This window comes from Aquabacterium sp. (genome assembly GCF_036279655.1).
Taxonomy (GTDB): domain Bacteria; phylum Pseudomonadota; class Gammaproteobacteria; order Burkholderiales; family Burkholderiaceae_C; genus Aquabacterium.
In genome coordinates this window covers 31,527-55,850 of the sequence record NZ_DASUIT010000163.1, presented here as the reverse complement: position 1 = coordinate 55,850, position 24,324 = coordinate 31,527, and the positions used below count along the sequence as shown (strand labels likewise).

Below are 24,324 nucleotides of genomic sequence, written 5' to 3'. Positions count from 1 at the left end.
TCGTCAAGCCCCCAGGGCTGTGAAGGCACGCTCCAGATCGGCGATCAGATCCGCCGTGCGCTCCAGGCCGATGGCCAGGCGCACCAGCGTGCCTGACCGACTGGCCATGGCGCCAAAGCGGCGCATGCCCTGGAGCTCATAAGGCACCACCAAGCTCATGGGACCACCCCAGGAATAGCCGATGCGAAACAGTTGCAGCGCATCCACCAGGACGTCGACCTGAGCGGCGCTGTAGCGTTGCCCATCGAACACCATCGACACCAGCCCCCCTGCAGCCTGGCAGACCGCTGCCCAATGGGCATGCCCCGGGGAATCAGGCAGCGCGGGATGCAGAACCTGAGAGACTTCAGGGCGTGTGGTCAGCCAGGCGGCAATCTCACGTGTGCTGGCATCGTGCGCGGCATAACGCAGCGGCAGGCTGGGCAGACCGCGCAGCAAGCCTTCGACATCATTGCCACCCACACCCAGGCCCAGGCGCATGTGGGTCATCTTCAGGCGATGATGCAGATCCGCATCACGGGTGACCACGCTGCCCATCAGGACATCGCCCCCGCCAGACGGGTATTTGGTCAGGGCATGCACCGACACGTCCACCCCCAGCGGCGCTGCTGCCGGCCCGAAAGCAAAGGGATGAAAGGCCAGGCCCGCACCCCAGGTGTTGTCGAGCGCAGCCACCACCCCGGGATGCTGGCGGATGACCTGCATCAAGCCGATCAGGTCAGGAAACTCCAGCGTGACCGAGCCAGCAGCCTCCAGCCAGACCAGGCGCGTGCGCTCGCCGATCATGCTGGCCAGCGACTGTGCATCCATGGGGTCATAGAAGCGGTGGCTGATGCCCCACTGGGCCAGCTCACCCCGCGCGAAGTCCTTGCCGGGCCCATAGGCATTGTCCGGGATCAGAACCTCGTCCCCCTGCCGGAGCAAGGCCATGTCCACCAGCGCAATGGCCGACAGGCCCGAGGGGGCCAGCAGGGTCTGCAGACCGCCCTCCAGCGTCGCCAAGCGCTCTTCGAGGATGAAGGTGCTGGGCGTGCCGTGCAGGCCGTAGGTGTAGCCGCTCTTGTCCTTCCACTCGCGTGAGCGAAGGGCCTGCGTGTTCTCGAAGATGACCGTCGAGGCCTTGTGGATGCCAGGCACCACCGAGTCGAACCCCCCGGGTGCGCGGTAAGGGTGATGGATCAGGTCGGTGCTGCTGGGCATGACAAGGTCCGGCGTCGATCAGATCGGCATGCCGATCAGATCATGGCCTTCAGCCGCCACGATCTTGGCCTTGGTGAACTCGCCCACCTTGAGGGTTTTGGAGGCTTTCTGGGGAGGCAGCAGGCGCACGGTGCCATCGATCTCGGGGGCATCGGCGTAGCTGCGCCCCACCCCGCCCTTGCGGCCCAGGGCCGGCGCGCTGTCGATCAGCACCTGCATGGTGGCCCCGACACGGGATTGCAGCTTGGCGATCGACACCTGCTCGGCCACGGCCATGAACTGCGCGCGGCGCTCCTCTCGGACCTCGTCGGGCAAGGCGCCAGGCAGGTCGTTGGCTGGTGCGCCCTCGATGGGGGAGTAGGCAAAGCAGCCCGCGCGGTCGATCCGCGCCTCGCGCAGAAAGTCCAGCAGATAGTCGAACTCTTCCTGCGTCTCGCCGGGGAAGCCGGCGATGAAGGTGCTGCGCACCACGATCTCCGGGCACATCTCGCGCCACTTGAGCAGGCGCTCGAGATTCTTTTCGCCATTGGCGGGACGCTTCATGCGCTTGAGCATGTCCGGGTGGGCATGCTGGAAGGGCACGTCCAGATAAGGCAGGATCAGGCCTTGCGCCATCAGAGGCACGATCTCGTCCACATGGGGATAGGGGTAGACATAGTGCAAGCGCACCCAGGCGCCATGCTCACGGGCCATCGCACCGAGTTGTTCGACCAGGTCGAACATCTTGGTCTTGACGGGTTTGCCATCCCAGAAGCCGGTGCGGTACTTGACGTCCACGCCATAGGCGCTGGTGTCCTGGCTGATGACCAGCAGCTCCTTGACACCCGACTCGAACAGGGCCCGAGCCTCGGTCAGCACCTCACCGATGGAGCGCGAGACCAGGTCACCACGCATGCTGGGGATGATGCAGAAGCTGCAGCGATGGTTGCAACCCTCGCTGATCTTGAGATAGGCGTAGTGCCGCGGAGTGAGCTTGATGCCGGCCACGCCGCGCGCCTCGGGGACCAGGTCCACAAAGGGGTCATGCGGCTTGGGCACGTGGATGTGCACGGCGTCCATCACCTCCTGCGTGGCGTGGGGGCCGGTCACGGCCAGCACCTTGGGGTGCACACCCCGGATCAGATTGCCGCCGTCCTGGCCTGTCTTGGCGCCCAGGCAGCCGGTCACGATGACCTTGCCATTCTCGGCCAGGGCCTCGCCGATGGTGTCCAGGCTTTCCTTAACGGCATCGTCAATGAAGCCGCAGGTGTTGACGATCACCAGATCGGCACCGTTGAAGGTCTTGCTGGTCTCATAGCCCTCAGCCCGCAGTTGCGTGAGGATGAGCTCGGAATCTGTCAAGGCCTTGGGGCAGCCCAGGCTGACAAATCCGATTTTGGGGGCGGGACCGCTTGCGGGGGCGGATGTGGGGGTCTGTTCGATCGTCATGGGCGTGATTGTCCGGGAAAATGCGCATCGCCGCACCGCAATGCCTGCAACTGACGGTACATTGCTGGCCGACCATTCCACACTTCAAGGATCTTCCCCGTGGCCAGCAGCCTCCTCGCCTTGCTTGACGACATCGCTACCGTGCTCGATGACGTCTCTGTCATGACCAAAGTGGCCGCCAAGAAAACGGCCGGCGTGCTGGGAGACGACCTGGCGCTCAATGCCCAGCAAGTCACTGGCATCAACGCGGACCGCGAGCTGCCCGTGGTCTGGGCCGTCGCCGTGGGCTCCATGAAGAACAAGGCCATCCTGGTGCCCGCTGCACTGGCCATCAGCGCCTGGGCGCCCTGGCTGGTCACTCCCTTGCTGATGGTGGGCGGCGCCTATTTGTGTTTTGAAGGCTTCGAGAAGCTGGCGCACAAGTTCCTCCACAGTCCGCAAGAGGACCAGGCCCATCACGCCGAACTGGTCAAGGCGGTCAGCGACCCGGCGATCGACATCCTGGCATTCGAAAAGGACAAGGTCAAAGGTGCCATCCGGACAGACTTCATCCTGTCGGCGGAGATCATTGCCATCACCCTGGGAACCGTGGCGGCAGCGCCCTTCATGCAACAGCTCACCGTGCTCAGCGGCATCTCCATCGTCATGACCATCGGCGTCTATGGCCTGGTGGCGGGCATCGTCAAGCTCGACGACGGCGGCCTGTACCTGAGTCAGCGCCAGGGAGCGGGCGCACTGGTGCGGGGTCTGGGCAGGGCCATGCTGTCTGGCGCGCCTTACTTGATGAAGACGCTGTCCGTGGTGGGCACGGTGGCCATGTTCATGGTGGGAGGAGGCATCCTGACCCACGGCACTCCGGGTGCACACGATGTCGTGCATCACTGGTCTGAAGCGGCCGGCACCGTGGCTGCCGTGGGCCCGGTGCTGCAAGCCGTCACGCCCACGCTGGTGGACACCATCGGCGGCATCATCGCAGGCGCCGTGGTACTGGCGGTGGTCACCTTTGGCCAGAAGCTCCTGGGCCGCAAGCACTGACCCCCCTGCACCCGCCCACATCCAGCGGACGGAAGGTCGGCCATCCAGGCCGCTTCAAGGCGATTCGGAAGCAGGCAGCCAGTCGATGTGGTGGCCCAGCTTGAGTGCCTTGGTGGCCAGGTAGTGCTCGTTTTCCGACTGTGGCTCGATCCGCACGGGCACTCGTTCGACCACATTCACGCCAGCATCCTGCAAGGTGCTGACCTTGCGGGGGTTGTTCGTCATCAAGCGGACCTGGCTGACACCCAGGGCGTTGAGCATGTGGGCCGCCACGTCAAAGCGCCGCAGATCGGCCGCAAAGCCCAGCCGGAGATTGGCCTCCACGGTGTCCAGGCCCTCATCCTGCAAGGCGTAAGCACGCAGCTTGTTGGCCAGGCCGATGCCACGCCCCTCCTGGCGCAGGTACAGCACCACCCCTTGAGCGGCCAGACCGATCTGCTTGAGCGCGAAATGCAGTTGAGGGCCGCAGTCGCAGCGCAGCGAACCGAAGAGATCACCCGTCATGCACTCGCTGTGCACGCGCAAAAGCACAGGCCCGGTGAGCTCACCCATGACCAGGGCCACATGCTCCACCCCGGAAGGATGCTCTTTGAAGAGCTTCATCGTGAAAGTGCCCTCGGGCGTCGGCAGGCGAGCCTCGGCCAGCAATTCGACAGACGTCGTCGACTCCTGCGGGGACACGGCTGGATCGGTGGACTGATTCATTCGGACAGACAATCGGGTAAGACTTCTATTGTCGCAGGCTCGTCAAGTCCTTGCATCAGGCACCGGCCAACCAGGTGGCCAACTCCGCGGCCGAACGCACACCCAGCTTGGAAAACACCCTCGCGCGATGCACCTCCACCGTTCGTACCGCGATGTGCAATTCATCGGCAATGACCTTGTTGAGCTTGCCGGCCGCGACTCGGCCCATGACCTCGCGTTCACGATCGCTCAGGCTGGCCAGACGGGCGCCTTTTTCGGCATGCCGAGCGTCATCGACCAGCATCGCGCGCTCGACAGCCAGCGCCTGCTCGATGCGATCGACCAGTGTGTTGTCGCTGTAAGGCTTTTCCAGAAAGTCGAAGGCCCCTTTCTTGAGGGATTCGACCACCATGGGAATGTCACCGTGACCACTCAGAAACAGCAGCGGATTGCGGATACCCTGGGCCAGCAGTTCCTCGTGCAGCAGCAGGCCGGACATGGGCTCCATGCGGACGTCCACCAGAAACACGCCCCGGACCGGCCGCACAGCCTGCACCAGATGCGCCAGCAAGGCCGGCCCACTGGCAAAGCTGTAGACCAGCAAACCACGAGAGCCCAGCAGAAAGGCCAAGGCGTCGCGCACCACAGCCTCGTCATCCACCAGGTACACGATGTCATCGGTGTGTGAACTCATGGAACGTCCTCCTCTTCTGGGTGGTCCAGGTGATCATCTGCGCCGGTGCAGGGCACCGTGAACGACAGACAGGCTCCGCCACTGGGCACGTCTTCGGCATCCAGGCCGCCGTAGTGCAATTCGATGATGGATCGGCAGATGGCCAGCCCCATGCCCATGCCCTCGGACTTGGTCGAATAGAAAGGTGCGCACAGCGTCTCGATGCTGCGCCCCCCCAGGCCTGGGCCGTTGTCCGTCACACTCACCTTGACAAAATGCCCGCCCGCGCCCAGCGCCGTGTGCACCTCGATGCGACGCTCCCCCTCTTGCGAGGCCACCGCATCACAGGCATTGCGCACCAGGTTGGCCGCCACCTGCTCGATCAAGATGGGATCGGCCATGACCCGGGGCAAGGTCTTGTCCAGACGCATCGTGACGGTGATCGCGTGCCGGGCGATCTCGCGCTTGAGCAGGCCTGTGGCCGATTCCACCACCTGGTTGATATCACAGGCCTCACGCTGGGGCTCACGGCGCGTCAGGAAGTCCCGGATGCGTCGGACAATGCGGCCTGCGTGGGCCGCTTGCTCCCCCATGCGCTCCAGGGCCGTGAGCACGGTCGTGTCCGTGGCCCCCGTCCGCCTCAAGGCATTGAGCACACCCGCGTTGTAGGACGTGATGGCCGACAAGGGCTGATTGAGTTCATGGGCCAGGGTGGACGCCACCTCGCCCAGCATGGTCAGGCGTGAATGATGGGCCATGGTTTCGGCCTGCCGACGCTCCCAGTCTTCCAGGCGCTTGCGCTCGGTGATGTTGAGGATCGAAGCCATCCAGCCGATCTGTCGACCCTGGGCATCCACCAGGGGGGCTTCGAACACCATCACATCCACCAGATGACCGTCACGGTGCTGCCAGCGGGACTCGTAACCCTCACTGGGCGCCCGTCCGGCCATGTTGCGCAGGTGACGCTCCATGGCCTGATCCAGTTCGCCCCGGGGCCAGTACGGCATGGGCGGCATGGCACCCTCCAGCTCCTCCGTGGTATAGCCCACCATGTCGGCCATGGTGCGGTTGACGTAGACCAGACGCCCATCGAGATCTCGGGCACGGATCCCGACCGACAAGGAATCTTCCATGGCGCTGCGCCAGGCCGCTTCGGTGCGCCAGGCCTCCTCGGCACGAGCCACCCCCAACATCTGGCGCCGCAGCATCCATGACGCCGCCCCCACCAGCAGCACAAAGCCTGCCATCAAGGCCATGGGCAAGGTCTGCCACCAGGGCGTCAGACGCTCTCTGGAGGACAGCTCCAGCCAGGCCTGAGGCAGGGACGGCCCCATGGCCTTGCGATACCAGAGTTGGTCTTCCCGCCGCTCACCGTCGACCGTGGCCGCAATGACGTCATCGGAGACATCCACCAGCCGGATGTCGTACTTGCTGGCCAGCCACCAGGGCACACGCTGACGCAGCAAATTGGCCGATGAATAGCGCGCCACCAGCGTGCCTCCGTTGCGCAGGGTCACCATCAGGTGACCCGCCAGGCCACGGTCAGTGCCCGACGTCCGCAAGGGATCGTTGGGCGGCACCTGATCATCGGGCACCTGGGCAACGATGCGGCCACTGGCATCCAGCCAGGTCACATTGACCCAGAAGCGGCGCACACCATCGAGCACCAGGGCATGGCGGGCAAAGGACTCCGGGCGCATGCCTTCGGCCGCCATGACGTCGCCCAGCGCCTTGAGGCGAACGGCTTCCCCGTCCAGCCAGTTCGCGATCTGAGCCTCCAGCGACAAGGCATCTGAAATCATCTCGGCGCGCTTGGCCTCTGCGTCGTCGCGTGCTGATTTGGCCATCCAGACCATCACGCCCACCACAAACACCAGCGACAGCATGAGCGGCCAGGCCCACAGGCTGGGCAGCCCCCCCAGACGCCAGCCCAGCAATTTGAGCCGCGGCTGTGGCGGCAAGGCCAGTCGTGGCCTGGGGGGTGCGGTGAGCGGCTGCCTCATGGACACAAAGTGTAGAGGCTGACCACGATCACGGCATGCGCCTGTGGCAGGAATGTGGATCTCCACAATTTCCGGCGAATGGGCGAGCGCCAACAATCACGCTACCGATCAACCGGAGACTTCCGACCATGAACACACCGCTGAGCACCTCCATCGTCCGTCGCACTCTGCTGGCTCTGGGCGCCGCACTGGCGGTGACCCCTGCCGCCTTCGCCCAGTCGCCCATCGTGATCAAGTTCAGCCACGTGGTGGCCGTGGACACCCCCAAGGGCAAAGCCGCCGCCTTCTTCGCCAAGCGTGCGGCCGAACTCACCAAGGGCAAGGTCAAGGTCGAGGTCTACCCCAACAGCCAGCTCTACAAGGACAAAGAAGAGATGGAAGCGCTGCAACTGGGCTCGGTCCAGATGCTGGCGCCTTCGCTGTCGAAGTTCGCCCCGTTGGGTGTCAAGGAATTCGAGGTCTTCGATCTGCCCTTCATCTTTGACGACTACAACGACCTGCACAAGATCACGCTGGGCCCCGTCGGCCAGAAGCTGCTCAAGAAGCTGGAGTCGCGCGGCATCACCGGCCTGTCTTACTGGGACAACGGCTTCAAGGTGATGTCGGCCAACAAACCCCTGAAGTACGTCGAGGACTACAAGGGCACCAAGATGCGCATCCAGTCCTCCAAGGTGCTGGACGCACAAATGCGCGCCCTGGGCGCCCTGCCCCAGGTGCTGGCATTCTCTGAAACCTACCAGGCCCTGCAGACTGGCGTGGTGGACGGCACCGAGAACCCCCCCTCCAACCTCTACACCCAGAAGATGCATGAGGTGCAAAAGCACGTCAGCGTCACCAACCACGGCTACCTGGGCTATGCAGTGGTGGTCAACAAGAAGTTCTGGGACGGCCTGCCCGCCGATGTCCGTGCCGCGCTGAACAAGGCCATGGCCGAATCCACCAAGGTGGCCAATGACGTGGCCTTCCAGGACAACCAGAACGCCCTGGCCGCCGTCAAGGCGACCGGAAAGACGACGGTCTACACCTTGAGCCCGGCCGAGCGCTTCCTCCTCAAGAAGGCCACCATTGGCGTGCACAAGCAGATGGCTTCGCGCATCGGCACCGAGACGATCCAGGAGATCTATCAGGTCACCGGCTTCGATCCATCCAAGCTGTAAGCCACCGCAAAGAACACTGCCCAAGCCCACGTCCCACGTGGGCTTTTTTCAGGAGAGCACACCATGAAGTGGCTTGATCATCTCGAAGAATGGCTGATTGCGTCCTTCATGGGCGCCGCCACCCTCATCATTTTTGTGTCCGTTGTGCACCGCTACCTGGTGGGGGTGAGCAGCCCCCTGCAGGACTGGTTGTTGACGGTCGACCTGGCCTGGGCCCAGGAGGCCACCATCTACCTGTTCGTGTGGATGGCCAAATTCGGGGCCGCCTATGGCGTGCGTACCGGCATCCACGTGGGTGTGGATGTGCTGATCAACCAGTTGTCGGAACCGCACCGCCGCAAGTTCGTGCTCTTTGGCCTGCTGGCGGGGGCGCTGTTCACGGGCGCCATTGCCACCATGGGCGCAGGCTTTGTCTGGCACAACGGCGCCAACTATGCCTTCCACAGCGCCTTGGGATTGGACATGACCGACCTGATCGAAGGCCCCACCACGCCTGACCTGGAATGGCCCACCTGGATCATCTACTGCGCCATCCCGCTGGGTTCGTCCCTGATGTGCTTCCGCTTCCTGCAGGTGGCCTGGCACTTTGCCCGCACAGGCGAATTGCCGCACCACGACCATGGCCATGTCGATGGCCTGGAAGACGAGATCGAACAGTCCAAGGCCTGAGGAGCACACCATGAGCGGAATCATCATCTTTGGACTGCTGCTGGTCCTCATGCTCACGGGCATGCCCATCTCCATCTCCCTGGGCCTCACGGTCCTGACCTTCATCTTCGGCTTCACTGAGGTGCCTGTCGAGTCGGTAGCGCTCAAGCTGTTCACCGGCATCGAGAAGTTCGAGATCATGGCCATCCCCTTCTTCATCCTGGCGGGGAACTTCCTGACCCATGGCGGGGTGGCCAAGCGCATGATCAACTTCGCCACCAGCATGGTCGGACACCACCACGGTGGCCTGGGTCTGGCGGGTGTGCTGGCCTGTGCCCTGTTCGCGGCGGTGTCGGGCTCCTCGCCCGCTACGGTGGTGGCCATCGGCTCGATCTTGCTGCCGGCCATGGTCAAAGCGGGTTTCCCCAACAAGTTCGGGGCGGGGATCATCACCACCTCCGGCGCCCTGGGTATCCTGATCCCGCCGTCCATCGTGATGGTCATGTACTCGGTCTCGACCAACACCTCCGTGGGCGCCCTGTTCATGGCCGGTGTGATCCCCGGGCTGCTGCTGGCCTTCCTGCTGGGCCTGACGGCCTGGTGGCGCGCCCGCAAGTTCAACTACCCGCGCTTGCCCAAGGCCACCACCGCCGAGCGTTTCAAGGCCTTGCGTGAATCGATCTGGGGCCTGCTGCTGATCGTGATCGTGATGGGCGGCATCTACACCGGCCTGTTCACGCCTACAGAGGCTGCCGCCATGAGCGCGGTCTATGCCTTCTTCATCGCCGTGTTCGTCTACAAGGACATGGGCCTCAAGGACGTGCCCCGCGTGCTGCTGAACTCGGCCAACATGAGCGCGATGCTGCTCTACATCATCACCAACGCGGTGCTGTTCAGCTTCGTTCTGGCCAATGAGAACATCCCGCAGCAACTGGCCGACTGGCTGATCGGCATGGGCCTGGGCCCGATCGCCTTCCTGCTGGTGGTCAACATCCTGCTGCTGGTGGCCGGCAACTTCATGGAGCCCTCCTCGATCGTGCTGATCATGGCGCCCATCTTGTTCCCGGTGGCCGTCAAGCTGGGGATCGATCCGGTGCACTTCGGCATCCTCATCGTGGTCAACATGGAAGTGGGCATGTGCCATCCGCCCGTGGGCCTGAACCTCTACGTGGCTTCGGGCATCACCAAGATGGGCATCACCGAGCTGACCGTGGCCGTGTGGCCCTGGCTGCTGACCATGCTGGGCTTCCTGGTGCTGGTCACCTACTGGCCGCCTCTGTCCCTGTGGCTGCCCAATCTGTTGATGAAATAAGACCGGCTCGGGGCCCCTCGATCCAGGGGCCCCCTTGGAAACCCGGAGCCTGGGCGCTACAATCGCGCCCAGCCAGGAGAGAACCGGCCCCGAACGATGCCACGGCATCCAACGGTCGCCCGGTCGCCGAAGGCGCAGGGCCCCTCAGAAGGTAGTGAGAGGCCCGAACGCTCAGGCAAAAGGACTGGCAGACACGGTTGTTTGACAACCGTGATCCTCACTGGAGAGAGGTGGGTGACCAAGGTGCTTTCACCAGCACGATGGTGAGCCTGCCCACCGAAGGGGCAAGCCCGTAACGCGTGGACCAGGTCTGCGCGATGGGTCAATCTCTCAGGTAAAGCGGACAGCGAGGGCAGCACCAGGGCGCAGATCGACCAGATCGGCGCTGCTGGATCGAACACGTCGATTGCCCTCCTGCCTGGCCTGGCGGCCAGCCTTTAGCCATGTCCGCTGATCACAATGCCCCGCTGCTGACCACCCCGCTGCACGCCCTGCACATCGAACTGGGCGCCAAGATGGTGCCCTTTGGCGGCTACGACATGCCCGTGCAGTACGCCACCGGCATCTTGAACGAGCACAAGCACACCCGCACGGCCGCCGGCCTGTTCGATGTCTCGCACATGGGTCAGGTCCTGCTCAAGGGCTCTGGCGCCGATGCCGCGCTGGAGACCCTGGTGCCCGTCGACATCGTCGGTCTGCCCGCCTTCAAGCAGCGCTATGCCCTGTTCACCAACAGTGAAGGCGGCATCCTTGACGACCTGATGGTCACGCGCCGCGCCGACGACCTCTTCGTGGTGGTCAACGCCGCCTGCAAGGCCCAGGACATCGCCCACATGCAGCAGCACATCGGCCACCTGTGCACGGTGCAGCCCCTGCCGGAGCAGGCGCTGCTGGCCCTGCAAGGCCCCCAGGCCGTGACTGCGCTGGCCCGCCTGAATGCCGATGTACAGAAGCTCACCTTCATGACGGGCGGCCACTTCGTGCTCGATGGCATCGACTGCTTCCTGACCCGCTCGGGCTACACCGGCGAAGACGGCTTCGAGATCTCCGTCCCGGCGGACAAGGCCGTGCAACTGGCCCGCGCCCTGCTGGCGCAACCCGAGGTCAAGCCCATCGGCCTGGGTGCGCGTGACACCCTGCGCCTGGAGGCCGGCCTGTGCCTGTATGGCCATGACATCGACACCACCACCACCCCGGTGGAAGGCAGCATCACCTGGGCCATCCAGAAGGTGCGCCGCGCCGGTGGCGAGCGCGCCGGTGGCTACCCGGGTGCCAGCGTGATCGACGCCCAACTGGCGAACGGCGCGGCCCGCAAGCGCGTGGGTCTGATCAGCACCGAGCGCATGCCCGTGCGCGAAGGCGCCAAAGTCGTGTCGGCCGATGGCACCGAGATCGGTGTGGTCACCAGTGGTTCGCCCAGCCCCAGCCTGGGTCAACCCATCGCCCTGGCCTACCTGCCCACGGCCCAATCGGCCCTGGGCACCGAGGTGTTTGCCCTGGTGCGCGACAAGCGTGTGGCCATGACCGTGGCCCCCCTGCCTTTCGTGCCCAACCGCTACTACCGCGGCTGATACCGCGGCTGAAACAAAAAATATGTCCCTGGGCTGAGATACTCACGCCCGTTCGGCATCCACCACATTTTCATTTTTTTAGGACGTCTCATGACCATCAAGTACACGCCCGACCACGAATGGCTGCAAATCGACGCTGACGGCACCGCCACCGTCGGCATCACCCACCACGCACAAGATGCCCTGGGCGACGTGGTCTATGTGGACCTGCCCGCCGTGGGCGCCACTTTCAAGCCCAAGGATGTGGCCGGCGTGGTCGAGTCCGTCAAGGCCGCCGCCGATGTCTACATGCCCGTGACCGGCGAGATCACCGAAGTCAATGAAGCCCTGCGTGACGATCCGTCCCTGGCCAACAGCGACCCCACCGGCGCAGGCTGGTTCTTCAAGGTCAAGCTGGCCAACGCCGCCGAACTCGACGCGCTGCTGGACAAGACCGCCTACGACGAGTTGCTCAAGAACGCCTGAGCCCGCCACTGACCTGACCGACGCCGACACACCGCCATGCTGAACACTGCCCTGCCCTCTCTCGCTGAACTTGAAAACGCCACCGAGTTCCAGGCTCGCCACCTCGGCCCCTGGGAGCAGGAGCAGGCCCACATGCTCAGCGTGATCGGTGTGGCCTCGCGTCAGGCTCTGATGGACGGCATCGTCCCTGCCAGCATCCATCGCGCCCGGCCCATGGATCTGCCCGCCCCGCTGACCGAAGCCCAGGCACTGGCCGAACTGAAATCCATTGCGCAGCAGAACAAGGTGATGCGCAACTTCATCGGCCAAGGCTACTACGGCACGCACACGCCCGGCGTCATCCTGCGCAACATCCTCGAGAACCCGGCCTGGTACACCGCCTACACGCCCTACCAGGCCGAGATCTCGCAAGGCCGCATGGAGGCCCTGGTCAACTTCCAGACCATGGTGACCGACCTGACCGGTCTGGCCATGGCCAATGCCTCCATGCTGGACGAGGCCACCGCCGCCGCCGAGGCCATGACCCTGGCCGCCCGTGCCGGCAAGTCCAAGTCCACCCGCTTCGTGGTCTGCCACGATGTCTTCCCCCAGACCCTCGAAGTGATCCAGACGCGCGCCTTGCCGCTGGGCATCACCGTCGACGTGGTCCACGCCGCCCAACTGGCCGAGCACCTGACCGCCCACGACTGCTTTGCCGCCTTGATGCAGTACCCCGGGGTCAATGGCCAGGTGCGTGATCTGCGCCCCCTGATCGATGCCCTGCACGCCAAGGGAGCCCTGGCCATCGTAGCGGCCGACCTGCTGGCCCTGACCCTGCTCACGCCCCCGGGCGAGCTGGGTGCCGACATCGCCCTGGGCACCACCCAGCGCTTTGGCATGCCCATGGGCAATGGCGGCCCGCACGCCGCCTACCTGGCCACCAAGGACGAGTTCAAGCGCTCCATGCCGGGCCGGCTGGTGGGCGTCAGCGTGGACAGCCATGGCAACCCTGCCTACCGACTGGCCCTGCAGACTCGCGAGCAGCACATCCGCCGAGAAAAGGCCACCTCCAACATCTGTACCGCTCAGGTGCTGCCGGCCGTCATCGCCAGCATGTACGCGGTCTACCACGGGCCCTCGGGCCTGACCCGCATCGCCCAGCGCGTGGCCGCCTACACCGCCATCCTGGCCGAAGGCCTCAAGGCCTTGGGCCGTACACTGATTCATTCGACTTACTTCGACACCTTGCAGGTGCAGTGCGATGACCGCGATGCCATCGTGGCCGCGGCCGTGGCCAAGGGCATCAACCTGCGCATTGCCAGCGCCGACACCCTGAGCATCTCGCTGGACGAAACCAGCACCCGAGACGACATCATCGACCTGTGGACGCTGTTTGGCGGTACCAAAGCCCTGCCCTCCTTCGCCGCGTTCGAAGGTGGCGTGGCCCTGGGCCTGCCCGCCGCCCTGCGCCGCAGCAGCGCCTTCCTGACCCACCCGGTGTTCAACACCCACCACAGCGAAACCGAGATGCTGCGCTACCTGCGTGCCCTGTCCGACAAGGACCTGGCCCTGGACCGCACCATGATCCCGCTGGGCTCGTGCACCATGAAGCTCAACGCCACCAGCGAGATGATCCCCATCACCTGGCCTGAGTTCGCGCACATCCACCCCTTCGCCCCGCGCGATCAGCTTCAGGGCTACGACCTGCTCAACGAGCAGTTGTGCGCCTGGCTGTCACAGGCCACCGGCTATGCAGGCATCAGCCTGCAGCCCAATGCCGGGTCGCAAGGTGAATACGCCGGTCTGCTGATCATCAAGGCCTACCACGAGTCGCGTGGCGAGGGCCACCGCAACATCTGCCTGATCCCCGAGAGCGCCCACGGCACCAACCCGGCCAGCGCCCAGATGACCGGCATGACCGTGGTCGTCACCAAGTGCGACAGCGAGGGCAATGTCGACCTTGATGACCTGCGTGCCAAGTGCGAGGCCCACAGCGCCAACCTGGCCGCGGTGATGATCACCTACCCGTCCACCTACGGCGTGTTCGAAACCCGTGTGACCGAGTTGTGCGCCCTGGTGCACCAGCACGGCGGCCGCGTCTACGTGGACGGCGCCAACATGAACGCCCTGGTTGGCCTGGCCGCCCCGGGCCAGTTTGGCGGCGATGTCAGCCACCTCAACCTGCACAAGACCTTCTGCATCCCCCACGGCGGTGGCGGCCCCGGTGTCGGCCCCGTCTGCGTGGTCGAGGATCTGGTCCCCTTCCTGCCGGCCCACCGTTCGGCAGGGCTGGGCACGCCCAGCCAGGTCGGCGCCGTGTCGGCAGCGCCCCTGGGCAACGCGGCCGTGCTGCCCATCAGCTGGATGTACATCCGCATGATGGGCGCCGATGGTCTGAAGGCCGCCACTGAAGTGGCCATCCTCAATGCCAACTACGTGGCCACCCGCCTGGCCGATCACTACGACATCCATTTCAGCGGCGGCAGCAGCACCATCAAGGGTGGCGGCGTGGCCCACGAGTGCATCCTGGATCTGCGCCCCCTCAAGGACGCCAGTGGTGTCGGCGCCGAAGACGTGGCCAAACGCCTGATCGACTATGGCTTCCATGCGCCCACGCTGAGCTTCCCGGTGGCGGGCACGCTCATGGTCGAGCCCACCGAGAGCGAATCCCAAGCCGAGCTGGACCGCTTCTGCGACGCCATGATCGCCATCCGCGAAGAGATCCGCCAGGTCGAACAAGGCCAGTGGCCGCAAGACGACAACCCGCTCAAGAACGCACCACACACGGCTGCCAGCCTGCTCAAGGCCGAGTGGCCCCACGCCTACAGCCGCGAAACGGCGGCCTACCCGGTGGCCAGCCTGCGCCAGCAGAAGTACTGGTCGCCCGTGGGCCGTGTGGACAACGTCTATGGGGACCGCAATCTGTTCTGCTCGTGTGTGCCGGTGAGTCAGTATCAGGAGTGATGGGTTTCAAGGGCTGTGTCACATGATCATGCGACACAGCCCCGTGTGGACCTCCCAGTTCGCAGGGGGAAGGGCTCGGCCCCTATAGATCTCCGTGGAATGGGTCGATAGCATGGGCTCCGCCTTACATATCGATACAGGAGTCCACCATGAGCCGTCCCCCCTCGTCCGTCCCCGCCCGCCTGCACATAGCCCCCGCATCGCTCGGCATCGCCCTGCTGGTGGTCGCAGGCAGCGCCCAGGCCCAGTTCGGCGGTTTTCTGCAGGGCGTGTTGAACGCCGCGACCCAGCAGGCAGGCCAGCAAGCGGCACAACAAGCCGCTGCTCAGGCGGCCGCAGCCGCCATCACGGGTCAGCCTGTGGCCCCCGCCGCCGCGCCGGTTGCCACGCTCACCCCCGCCCAGACCAACGCCATCGCAGCGACGGCCGCGGCCATCCCCACGGGGGACCCGGAATACCAGTCGCTGATGATGCAAAGCCTGGCCTCGGTGCCCGCGAACCAACGCGCCACCCTGGCGCCGGTGATCGACATGCAGGTGCGCCAGTCCATCGCCTCGCGTCGTCTGGGCTACAACGCCGCTCCGGTGGCGGGTGCGCCCGGCGTGACGGCGGGCACCGTCAACCCCATCGCCCAGCAGGCCGTCCAGAATGCGCTGACCCAGGGTCTGGCCGGTCGCGGCAACTACTACGCGCCTGGCCTCGCTGGCGATGCTGGCAAGGCCGCAGCTGCCGGCGCGTTGATCCAAGGACTGGGCAGCCTGTTCAGCCGGTCGAACGATGCACCAGCCACCAGCGCGGCTCCAGAATCGCCCGCACCTGCCGTGGCACCCTGATCACGATCAACTCTTTTTGTCTTTCAAACCGCCCGATCTGGGCGGTTTTTCATTTCTCGGGACAACCCGGACAAGCTCGTCACACAAGTGCGGAAATAATCACTCAAGCGTCCAGTACACGCTATTCATAACTCATGACATGGGAGTCAATGTGAGCACAACCCTCTATGGCACAAATGGTGCAGATCTGATCCTGGGCACCGATGGTGCCGACACCATCAATGGAAACCAGGGTGCCGACACCATCATCGGTGGCTCAGGCAATGATCTGCTGGTAGGCAGCAGCTACGGCGAATATGTCATGAGGGATCCGCGCTACGGTGGTGGAACGTACACCCTCTATCCCAGCGGCGGGGACACCTACCAGTTCAGCGCGGGGTTTGGCAACGACACCATTCGTGAAGACGAGAACGACGCTGTCCTTTATTACTCCAGCAACGACCCCGCAGACATCATCCAGTTTGGCGCGGATATCGCGGCATCATCCGTCCAAGCCACCAAGGTCGATGACACCCACATGCTGCTCAGCGTGGCGGGCAGCACGGACACCCTCTTGTTCAATGTGCGCACTGCGTCAGATGCACAGAAGTCGATCGGCATCGACCTGATCCAGTTTGCCGATGGCACCCAATGGGATGCCCTGCAGCTCATGCAGACACTGTCCACGCAGGTGATGACCGGCAGCAGCGGAGACGATGTCCTCACAGGCCAGGATGGACGCGACACCCTCAGCGGCATGGCAGGCAACGACACCCTCATCGGCGGCTTTGGCAACGATGTCCTCACAGGTGGACAAGGCAACGATCTGGTGGAGAGTGCGACCAGCGCAGCTCCCGGCGTCTTGGACCAGGACACCATCATTTTTGATGCAGGAGATGGCCTGGATACCATGCGCGCCGATACGCATGACACCATTCAATTGGGTGCAGGGCTGACAAAAAGCACCATGCACATTGGAGCCCGCCTTCGCGACACCCTGAGCACGTCGGATACCGGCAGCATCACCCTGAGTTGGGGCTCTGGCGAGTCCCTGACACTGCAGAAAGCAGGCCAATGGGATGGATTGCAGCTGCAGTTTGCAGACGGCAGCAGCATGTCAGGCCTGGAGATCAAGCAGGCGGCCCTCGCTAAGACCCTCCAGGGCACGACAGGTGACGACACCATCCTGGGTTGGTCGGATGTTGCAGATCTTCTCAGCGGCCTGGACGGCAATGATTCCATCAAAGCCCACGGCCAGAACGACACACTGGATGGCGGTGCGGGCAATGACACCCTGAGGGGAAGTGATAGTCCCACCTATTTCAGAGGTGGCACCGGCAACGACAGCATCGTCGCCGACCTGGGCAGCAGCAGCACGGCGAGTGACACCGTGCACTTCAATGCCGGTGACGGCAAGGACACCGTCCGACTGAACAGCAATGACACGTTGATGCTGGGCGAAGGCATCGAGAAAAACAATTTGACGGTCGGCCCCCGTTTGGCAACCCCCACCGACACCTTGTCGCAGCAAATCACCCTGAGCTGGGGCACAGCAGATGCCATCACGCTGGAAAACGTGAACAACATCGGCGGTATTCAAATCCAGTTTGCCGACGGCAGCGCCCTCACCGGAGGTGACATCTTGAACCTGGCGGCTGCCCTGCACCCGCCCATCGGCACCACAGGTGCGGACACCCTACAAGGTTGGTCCAACAGCGATGACATCCTGCGCGGTCAGGCGGGCAATGACCAGTTGCTGGGCTTGGGTGGCAACGACACCCTGGAGGGGGGATCAGGCAACGACACACTCAATGGCGGCCGTGGCAACGATATGTTCACAGGTGGCCAGGGCAACGATCTGGTGGAGAGCGCACCCAGCGACGCTTACCTCTCGCTGGACCAAGACACCATCATCTTTGGCTCGGGTGATGGCAAAGACAACGTGCGTGCCGACTCACTCGACACCATTCAATTGGGGGCGGGGCTGACAAAAAATGGCATGCTCATCGGAGCCCGACTTCGTGACACCCTGAGCGCGACGGATAACGGCAGCATCACCCTGAGCTGGGACTCTGGCGAGTCCCTGAAATTGCTGGATGCAGGCCAATGGGATGGCCTGCAACTGAAGTTTGCAGATGGCAGCAGCATGTCAGGACTGGAGATCAAGCAGGTAGCTCTCGCCAAGACCCCCCAGGGCACGACAGGCGACGACACCCTCCTGGGTTGGCGGGATGTGGCCGAACTTATCAGCGGCCTGGCTGGCAATGATCTCATCACCGCTGTCGGCGATAACGACACACTGGATGGTGGCGCTGGCAACGACACCCTGAAGGGGCAGTTATATCTCTCCACCGTTTTCAAAGGCGGTACAGGCGATGACAGCATCGATGCCGTCGACGACAGCAACAATCCGGCCAGTGCCGATACCGTGCACTTCAATATCGGTGACGGCAAGGACACCGTCAAACTGGACAACTACGACAGTTTGATCCTGGGCCCGGGCATCGACAGAAACCAGTTGATGGTCAGCCCTCGTGTGTCGACCCAAAACGCCGGGTCGGATCAGATCACATTGAGCTGGGGCACTGGTGATGCCATCACGCTGGAAAAAGTGAACTACATCGGCAGTGCCCGGGTCCAGTTTGCCGACGGCAGCACCCTCACCGGGCAGAACATCCTGGACCTGGCCGCCCTGCAGCCACTCACCGGCACATCGGGTGACGACACGCTGACAGGTTGGAATGACAGCCATGACATCCTGCACGGTCTGGCTGGCAATGACCAGTTGGCTGGCCTCCGGGGCAATGACACCCTGGATGGAGGTTCAGGCAACGACACACTCATCGGCAACTCCGGGAACGATGTTCTCACCGGAGGCCAGGGCAACGATCTGCTGGAAAGTGTGTACACCCCCTCTCTCGAGGAGATGATGTCAGGCACTATCACCTACGGTGATGACCGGGACGCCATCCTCTTTGGTATGGGCGATGGCCAGGACACTGTGCGTGCCGACACGTATGACACCATTCAATTGGGCTCGGGGCTGACAAAGAGCGCCATGCTCATCGGAGCCCGACTTCGTGACACCCTGAGCGCGGTGGATCACGGCAGCATCACCCTGAGCTGGGACTCTGGCGAGTCCCTGAAATTGCTGGATGCAGGCCAATGGGATGGCCTGCAACTGAAGTTTGCAGATGGCAGCAGCATGTCAGGACTGGAGATCAAGCGAACAGCTCTCGCCAAGACCCACCAGGGCACGACAGGCGACGACACCATCCTGGGGTGGTGGGATGCGGCTGACCTTCTCAGCGGCCTGGATGGCCATGATCTCATCACCGCTCTCGGCGGCAACGACACTCTGGAGGGTGGGGCTGGCAACGACACCCTGACGGGCGGCAGCAACCCCACCACCATTTTCAAAGGCGGCACAGGCGATGACCGCATCGTCGCAGACCAGTACAGCAACAACCCGGCCAGCGCTGATACGGTGTACTTCAACCTTGGAGACGGCAAAGACACCCTCCGCCTGAACAACAGCGACATGTTGATCCTGGGCACGGGCATCGACAAAGACAAATTGACGGTCGGCCCGCGTGTGCCAACCCCTCCAGACTCCATGACGGAGCAGGTCACGCTGAGCTGGGGCACCGAGGATGCCATCACGCTGGAAAACGTGAGCGCCATCGGGCTTGCCCGGCTTCAGTTTGCCGATGGCAGCACGCTCACCGGACAGGACATTCTGGCCCTGGCAGCCCTGCCCCCACGCATCGGCACCTCGGGCGACGACACCCTGGAAGGCACGGACCACGGCCGTGACATTCTGCGCGGTCAGGCGGGGAATGACCAACTGCGTGGCCTAGGGGGTAACGACACGCTGGAGGGGGATTCAGGCAACGACACACTCATCGGCAGCGCTGGCAACGATGTGCTCACAGGCGGCCAGGGCAACGATCTGATCGAAAGTGCGACCATCACCCCACTCGATGAGTTGGACCAGGACACCATCGTCTTTGGCATGGGTGACGGCAAGGACACCGTGCGCGCCGACTCGCATGACGTCATTCAATTGGGTGCCGGGCTGACAAAAAGCGCCATGCTCATTGGTGCCCGCCTGCGCGATACCCCGAGCGAATCGGATACCGGCAGCATCACCCTGAGCTGGGGCTCTGGCGAAGCCATGACATTGCAGCAGGCTGGCCAATGGGATGGTCTGCAATTGCAGTTTGCCGATGGCAGCCGCATGTCGGGCCTGGACATCAAGCAGGCATCCTTGCAGCCACGCAACGGCACGTCGGGAGCCGACGCCATGATGGGCTGGGGCGATACCAATGACGTCCTGCGCGGTCAGTCTGGCAACGACAAACTGGTGGGCCTGGGGGGCAACGACACGCTGGAGGGGGGCGCAGGCAAGGACACGCTCATCGGCGGGGCTGGCGACGACCGCCTGCTGGGCGGCACCGGCGCCGACACCTATGAATTCAGCCGCAACAGCGGTCGCGATGTCATTGTCGACAAAGACATCATGCCCTTCACCAACGATGTGATCCGCTTCCTGGACAGCAAAGCCCATCAGCTGTGGCTGACCAAGGTCGGCAATGACCTCAAGATCAATGCGCTGGACCAGACCAACAGCAGCGTCACGGTCGAGGGCTGGTTCGCCAGCAGCAGCAACCGCATCGAGAAGATCCAGTCGCAAGACGGCAAGACCCTGAACGCCAGCAAGGTCAACACCCTGGTCAACGCCATGGCGGCGTTTGCGCCCCCCGCCGCAGGGGCCAGCGCCATTGACCCGACGGTGGAGGCGCAGTTGGGCAAGGTCCTGGCCAGCAGTTGGGCTTGATCAGTAGATCAAACGGTCCGGCGTAGCCTGGGGTAGTGATGAGCGCCGGAATCCAATAAACATCATATACAACGCATGACAAGGGAACAAAGATGAGCGAAACCATCAACGGCACAAGTGGCGCAGACTTGCTTCAGGGCACAGACGGCAACGACACCATCAATGGGGGACAAGGCAGGGATACCATCCGCGGGGGATCTGGCGACGACCTGTTGGTGGGCAGCACCCATTTGGTCTACAACCCGCCCTATTCCGAGTACAACATGGCCTGGGGCACGCTGTACACGAGTGATGGTGACGTTTACGAGTTCAGCGAGGGCTTTGGCAACGACACCATCGAGGAGGATGTCGAACAAAGCCAGAACGCCATCCAGATGCCATCAGATGGTCGGGACATCATCCGCTTTGATGCCACCATCGCTGCATCAGACGTCCTGTTGACCATGGTGGACAACACCCACATGCGCCTCAGCCTGCTTGACCGTCCGGACACCATTGTGTTCAACGTACGCCGGGCAGCGGATGCACCGTTTTCAAATGGCATCGATTTCATTGAATTTGCGGACGGCACACGCTGGGATGTGCTCCTGAAGATGCAGGAGCTTGCCAGTCAGGCGCTGACAGGCACCACGGGCAATGACACGCTCATCGGACAGGATGGTCACGACACCCTGATGGGGCTTGCTGGAAACGACAGCCTCACGGGCGGCCATGGCAATGACCTTTTCATCGGGGGGCAAGGCAATGATCTGGTGGTGGCCCGAGGTGAGCCCGACCAGCCGTATTGGATGAGTGTCGGCACGATCCGCCTCGCTCAGGGACAGGACACCATCGCCTTCGGGACCGGAGACGGCAAGGACACCGTGGTCGCCGATTCACAAGACATACTGGAACTGGGTGCTGGCCTGACACGCAGTGGGATGACCATCAACCTTCTCATCAGCGGCGCTGGTGCCTACGACCTGATTGAAAAGCGATCCGCCGTACTGAGTTGGAGCACAGGCGAGGAGATCACCTTGCCCGACATCGGCAGTTGGGATGGACTGACTGTGCGGTTTGCCGACGGCAGCACACTCACGGGGAAGGCACTTGCGGACCTTGCTGTCTTGCCCCCCATCATCGGTACACAGGGCAAAGATGACCTTCACGGGTGGAACAGCAACAATGATGTTCTTCGTGGCCTGGCCGGTAATGACACCCTGACAGGCCTCGCGGGCAACGACACGCTGGAGGGCGGATCTGGCAAGGACTACCTCCGGGGCGGCGACGGCAACGATCTGTTGATCGGTGGCACCGGAGCAGACACTTATAGCTTCGTGAACGCCTTCGGCGACGACACCATCGTGGACAACGACTGGATGCCGTTCACCTACGACAAGATCAGTTTCGCCACCGTCTCACCCGACAAGCTGTGGCTGACCCGCACCGGCAATGACTTGAAAATCCAGGCGCTGGGCGAGCCTGCCACGTCGGGCAGCGTCACGATTCAAGGCTGGTACGCCAGCAGCGCCAACCGCATCGAAACCATCCAGGCGTCCGGTTTACAGACGCTGAGTGCAAGCAAGGTCAACGCCCTGGTCAATGCGATGGCTGCATTCACGCCACCTGCACCCGGGGCCGTCAGCATGGACCCCGCCGTGGCCGCACAGTTGTCAAGCGTGCTGGCCAGCAGCTGGAACTGATCCTCCTCGGGCCAAGCCGGATCGCGACACGGGCCTGCGCAGATCAGTAGATCAACCGATCCGGCCGAAGATCCCGCAGAATCGTCGTGGCGATCTCCTCGATCGACTTGTGGGTCGAGGACAGCCACGCGATGCCTTCGCGGCGCATCATGGCCTCGGCCTGGTGCACTTCCAGGCGGCAGTTCTCCAGGCTGGCATAGCGGCTGCCCGGCCGCCGCTCATTGCGGATCTGCGACAGGCGGTCGGCATCGATGGTCAGACCGAAGCACTTCTTCTTGTAGGGCTTGAGCATGGGGGGCAGAAAGCCCCGCTCGAAATCTTCGGGAATCAGGGGCACATTGGCCGCCTTGATGCCATGCTGCATCGCCAGGTACAGCGAGGTTGGCGTCTTGCCGCTGCGGCTCACGCCCACCAGCACCACATCGGCCTTCTCCAGGCTGCGCGCCGACTGACCGTCATCGTGCTCCAGCGTGAAGTTGATGGCCTCGATGCGATCGTTGTACTCGCGGTCGACCGCCACGTCTGAAAAGCGCCCCACCCGGTGGTTGGACTTCATGTTCAGCTCTTCTTCGAGCGGCTCCACGAAGGTGGCGATCAGATCGAACACCTTGGCACGACAGGGGCGGATGATGGCCAGCACCTCCTCATCCACCAGGGTCATGAAGACGATGGGCTTCTTGCCCTCGCGCTCGGACACCGCATTGATTTCGCGCACCACCTGATGCGCCTTGTCCACTGTGTCAATGAAGGGACGGCGCACATGCCGGGGCTTGATGGCGAACTGCGCCAGGATGGAGTTCCCGAAGGTTTCGGCGGTGATGCCGGTGCCATCGGAAAGGAAGAACACACTGCGATCAGACATGGATGGGGGCGGTCGACAAGACCGTGTCAGGCGCGCCGAGCGCGATGCGCGCCATTGTCACCCGAGTCTGATCACCAGGTCGACCCTCACACCACGGTCAGCGTCACGGCGATGTTGCCCCGGGTGGCGTTCGAATAGGGACAGACCTGATGCGCGGCCGCCACCAGGGCCTCGGCATCTTCGCGAGCCATGCCCGGCAAGGTGATGTTCAGGCGCACAGCGATGCCGAACGCATTGGGGATGGGCCCAATGTCGACCTCACCGTCGATCTGGGTGCCAGCAGGCAGACCCCGCTTTTGCTGCCCGGCCACAAAACCCATGGCGCCCATGAAACAGGCGGAGTAGCCGGCTGCGAACAGTTGCTCGGGGTTGGTGCCCTCGCCTCGCCCACCCATCTCCTTGGGGACGGACAAGACGACATCGAGCTTGCCATCAGGCGTGGAGGCGCGGCCATCACGGCCTCCCGTGGCCGTGGCGTGGGCGGTGTAGACAACTTTGTCGAGTGCTTGCATGGTGCGATCTCCAGGCTGAGTCCATGAGGTGAAGGGAAACGTCATTCAATCTCGTCGTCCTGCCCGCCCAAATGGCAGCGAATGCCCTCCGGCACGGACCTCGCACGCTGCTTGAGCGCCCGCCCCGCTTCGGTCACGATCAGGCGCAGACGACGCTCATCATCCGTGTCGCGGACGCGCCGCTCACAGTCAAGCCGTCACGCTCCCACAGCACCAGCATCACCAGATACTGAGGATAGGTCAGCCCCAGCTTCTCCAGATGCGGTTTGTACAGCTTGGTCATCAGCAAAGAGTTGCTGTAGAGCGCAAAGCACAGTTGCTGGTCCAGCAACAGGGCCTGATCGGTCGCGTCGGCGGCGGCATCAGGCTGCGCGTTGAGGGGCAAGGGCGTTCCGTGCATGACCGGGATGGTAGCTCTCCTCGAATATTTCCTGCAAAGGACCAGGGAGCAACCCTAAAATGCCGGCATCGGTCCCGGGCCATGGTGCAGCGCAACA

17 protein-coding genes, 1 pseudogene and 2 riboswitches are annotated in these 24,324 nt (G+C 63.5%); of the genes and pseudogenes, 10 read left to right on the top strand and 8 right to left on the bottom strand.

The window, feature by feature from the left end; all coding sequences use genetic code 11:
• Window positions 1-3 precede the first annotated feature (3 nt).
• Complete coding sequence (locus VFW84_RS17395) at window positions 4-1,200, bottom strand: PLP-dependent transferase (RefSeq protein ID WP_329681734.1); 1,197 nt, start codon at window positions 1,198-1,200, stop codon at window positions 4-6.
• 18 nt (window positions 1,201-1,218) lie between these two features.
• The gene (gene rimO, locus VFW84_RS17390; RefSeq protein ID WP_329681733.1) at window positions 1,219-2,628 is read right to left on the bottom strand and encodes a 30S ribosomal protein S12 methylthiotransferase RimO; all 1,410 of its coding nucleotides are present in this window, start codon (window positions 2,626-2,628) and stop codon (window positions 1,219-1,221) included.
• A gap of 99 nt (window positions 2,629-2,727) precedes the next feature.
• Here rimO and VFW84_RS17385 point away from each other — a divergent pair, with 99 nt between their 5' ends.
• Window positions 2,728-3,663: a DUF808 domain-containing protein gene (locus VFW84_RS17385; protein ID WP_329681732.1), complete on the top strand. Its 936-nt coding sequence runs from the start codon at window positions 2,728-2,730 to the stop codon at window positions 3,661-3,663.
• 54 nt (window positions 3,664-3,717) lie between these two features.
• On the opposite strand, the gene ribA is transcribed toward VFW84_RS17385, so the two are convergent.
• The 3 genes from ribA to VFW84_RS17370 are packed head-to-tail and all read right to left on the bottom strand — an operon-like array spanning window position 3,718 to window position 7,023.
• Complete coding sequence (ribA, locus tag VFW84_RS17380; RefSeq protein WP_329681731.1) at window positions 3,718-4,368, bottom strand: GTP cyclohydrolase II; 651 nt, start codon at window positions 4,366-4,368, stop codon at window positions 3,718-3,720.
• Between the two features lie 55 nt (window positions 4,369-4,423).
• The gene (locus tag VFW84_RS17375) at window positions 4,424-5,041 is read right to left on the bottom strand and encodes a response regulator transcription factor (protein WP_329681730.1); all 618 of its coding nucleotides are present in this window, start codon (window positions 5,039-5,041) and stop codon (window positions 4,424-4,426) included.
• Window positions 5,038-7,023 (bottom strand): PAS domain S-box protein, encoded by a 1,986-nt coding sequence (locus tag VFW84_RS17370; protein WP_329681729.1) that lies wholly within the window; start codon window positions 7,021-7,023, stop codon window positions 5,038-5,040. The genes VFW84_RS17375 and VFW84_RS17370 overlap by 4 nt, the downstream gene beginning before the upstream one ends.
• A 128-nt stretch (window positions 7,024-7,151) precedes the next feature.
• Between VFW84_RS17370 and VFW84_RS17365 the strand changes: the two genes are divergently transcribed.
• The 9 genes from VFW84_RS17365 to VFW84_RS17325 all read left to right on the top strand — a co-directional run bounded on the left by VFW84_RS17365 (window position 7,152) and on the right by VFW84_RS17325 (window position 22,453).
• On the top strand, window positions 7,152-8,180 hold the full coding sequence (locus VFW84_RS17365; RefSeq protein WP_329681728.1) for a TRAP transporter substrate-binding protein: 1,029 nt from the start codon (window positions 7,152-7,154) through the stop codon (window positions 8,178-8,180).
• Window positions 8,181-8,243: 63 nt separating this feature from the next.
• A complete protein-coding gene (locus VFW84_RS17360; RefSeq protein ID WP_329681727.1) occupies window positions 8,244-8,849 on the top strand; it encodes a TRAP transporter small permease in 606 nt (201 codons plus the stop codon).
• Window positions 8,850-8,859: 10 nt separating this feature from the next.
• Window positions 8,860-10,140 (top strand): TRAP transporter large permease subunit, encoded by a 1,281-nt coding sequence (locus VFW84_RS17355; protein ID WP_329681726.1) that lies wholly within the window; start codon window positions 8,860-8,862, stop codon window positions 10,138-10,140.
• 63 nt (window positions 10,141-10,203) lie between these two features.
• Window positions 10,204-10,337: riboswitch (glycine riboswitch) on the top strand.
• A 13-nt stretch (window positions 10,338-10,350) separates the two neighbouring features.
• Window positions 10,351-10,497, top strand: a riboswitch (glycine riboswitch).
• Between the two features lie 86 nt (window positions 10,498-10,583).
• Complete coding sequence (gene gcvT / locus VFW84_RS17350) at window positions 10,584-11,711, top strand: glycine cleavage system aminomethyltransferase GcvT (protein WP_329681725.1); 1,128 nt, start codon at window positions 10,584-10,586, stop codon at window positions 11,709-11,711.
• Window positions 11,712-11,801: 90 nt separating this feature from the next.
• Window positions 11,802-12,176, top strand: coding sequence for a glycine cleavage system protein GcvH (gcvH, locus tag VFW84_RS17345; protein WP_329681724.1), 375 nt, complete (start codon window positions 11,802-11,804; stop codon window positions 12,174-12,176).
• Between the two features lie 36 nt (window positions 12,177-12,212).
• Complete coding sequence (gcvP, locus tag VFW84_RS17340; protein ID WP_329681723.1) at window positions 12,213-15,119, top strand: aminomethyl-transferring glycine dehydrogenase; 2,907 nt, start codon at window positions 12,213-12,215, stop codon at window positions 15,117-15,119.
• A 149-nt stretch (window positions 15,120-15,268) separates the two neighbouring features.
• The gene (locus VFW84_RS17335) at window positions 15,269-15,952 is read left to right on the top strand and encodes a hypothetical protein (RefSeq protein WP_329681722.1); all 684 of its coding nucleotides are present in this window, start codon (window positions 15,269-15,271) and stop codon (window positions 15,950-15,952) included.
• A gap of 151 nt (window positions 15,953-16,103) precedes the next feature.
• Window positions 16,104-20,771, top strand: coding sequence for a beta strand repeat-containing protein (locus tag VFW84_RS17330; protein WP_329681721.1), 4,668 nt, complete (start codon window positions 16,104-16,106; stop codon window positions 20,769-20,771).
• A 92-nt stretch (window positions 20,772-20,863) separates the two neighbouring features.
• Complete coding sequence (locus tag VFW84_RS17325; protein ID WP_329681720.1) at window positions 20,864-22,453, top strand: calcium-binding protein; 1,590 nt, start codon at window positions 20,864-20,866, stop codon at window positions 22,451-22,453.
• Window positions 22,454-22,496: 43 nt separating this feature from the next.
• On the opposite strand, the gene ppsR is transcribed toward VFW84_RS17325, so the two are convergent.
• From ppsR to VFW84_RS17310, 3 genes and pseudogenes are all read right to left on the bottom strand, one after another.
• Window positions 22,497-23,315, bottom strand: coding sequence for a posphoenolpyruvate synthetase regulatory kinase/phosphorylase PpsR (gene ppsR, locus VFW84_RS17320; protein ID WP_329681719.1), 819 nt, complete (start codon window positions 23,313-23,315; stop codon window positions 22,497-22,499).
• 86 nt (window positions 23,316-23,401) lie between these two features.
• Entirely contained in the window at window positions 23,402-23,827 is a 426-nt protein-coding gene (locus VFW84_RS17315; protein ID WP_329681718.1) for an organic hydroperoxide resistance protein, read from the bottom strand.
• A 41-nt stretch (window positions 23,828-23,868) separates the two neighbouring features.
• Window positions 23,869-24,227, bottom strand: a pseudogene (locus tag VFW84_RS17310) (MarR family winged helix-turn-helix transcriptional regulator).
• Between the last annotated feature and the right edge of the window lie 97 nt (window positions 24,228-24,324).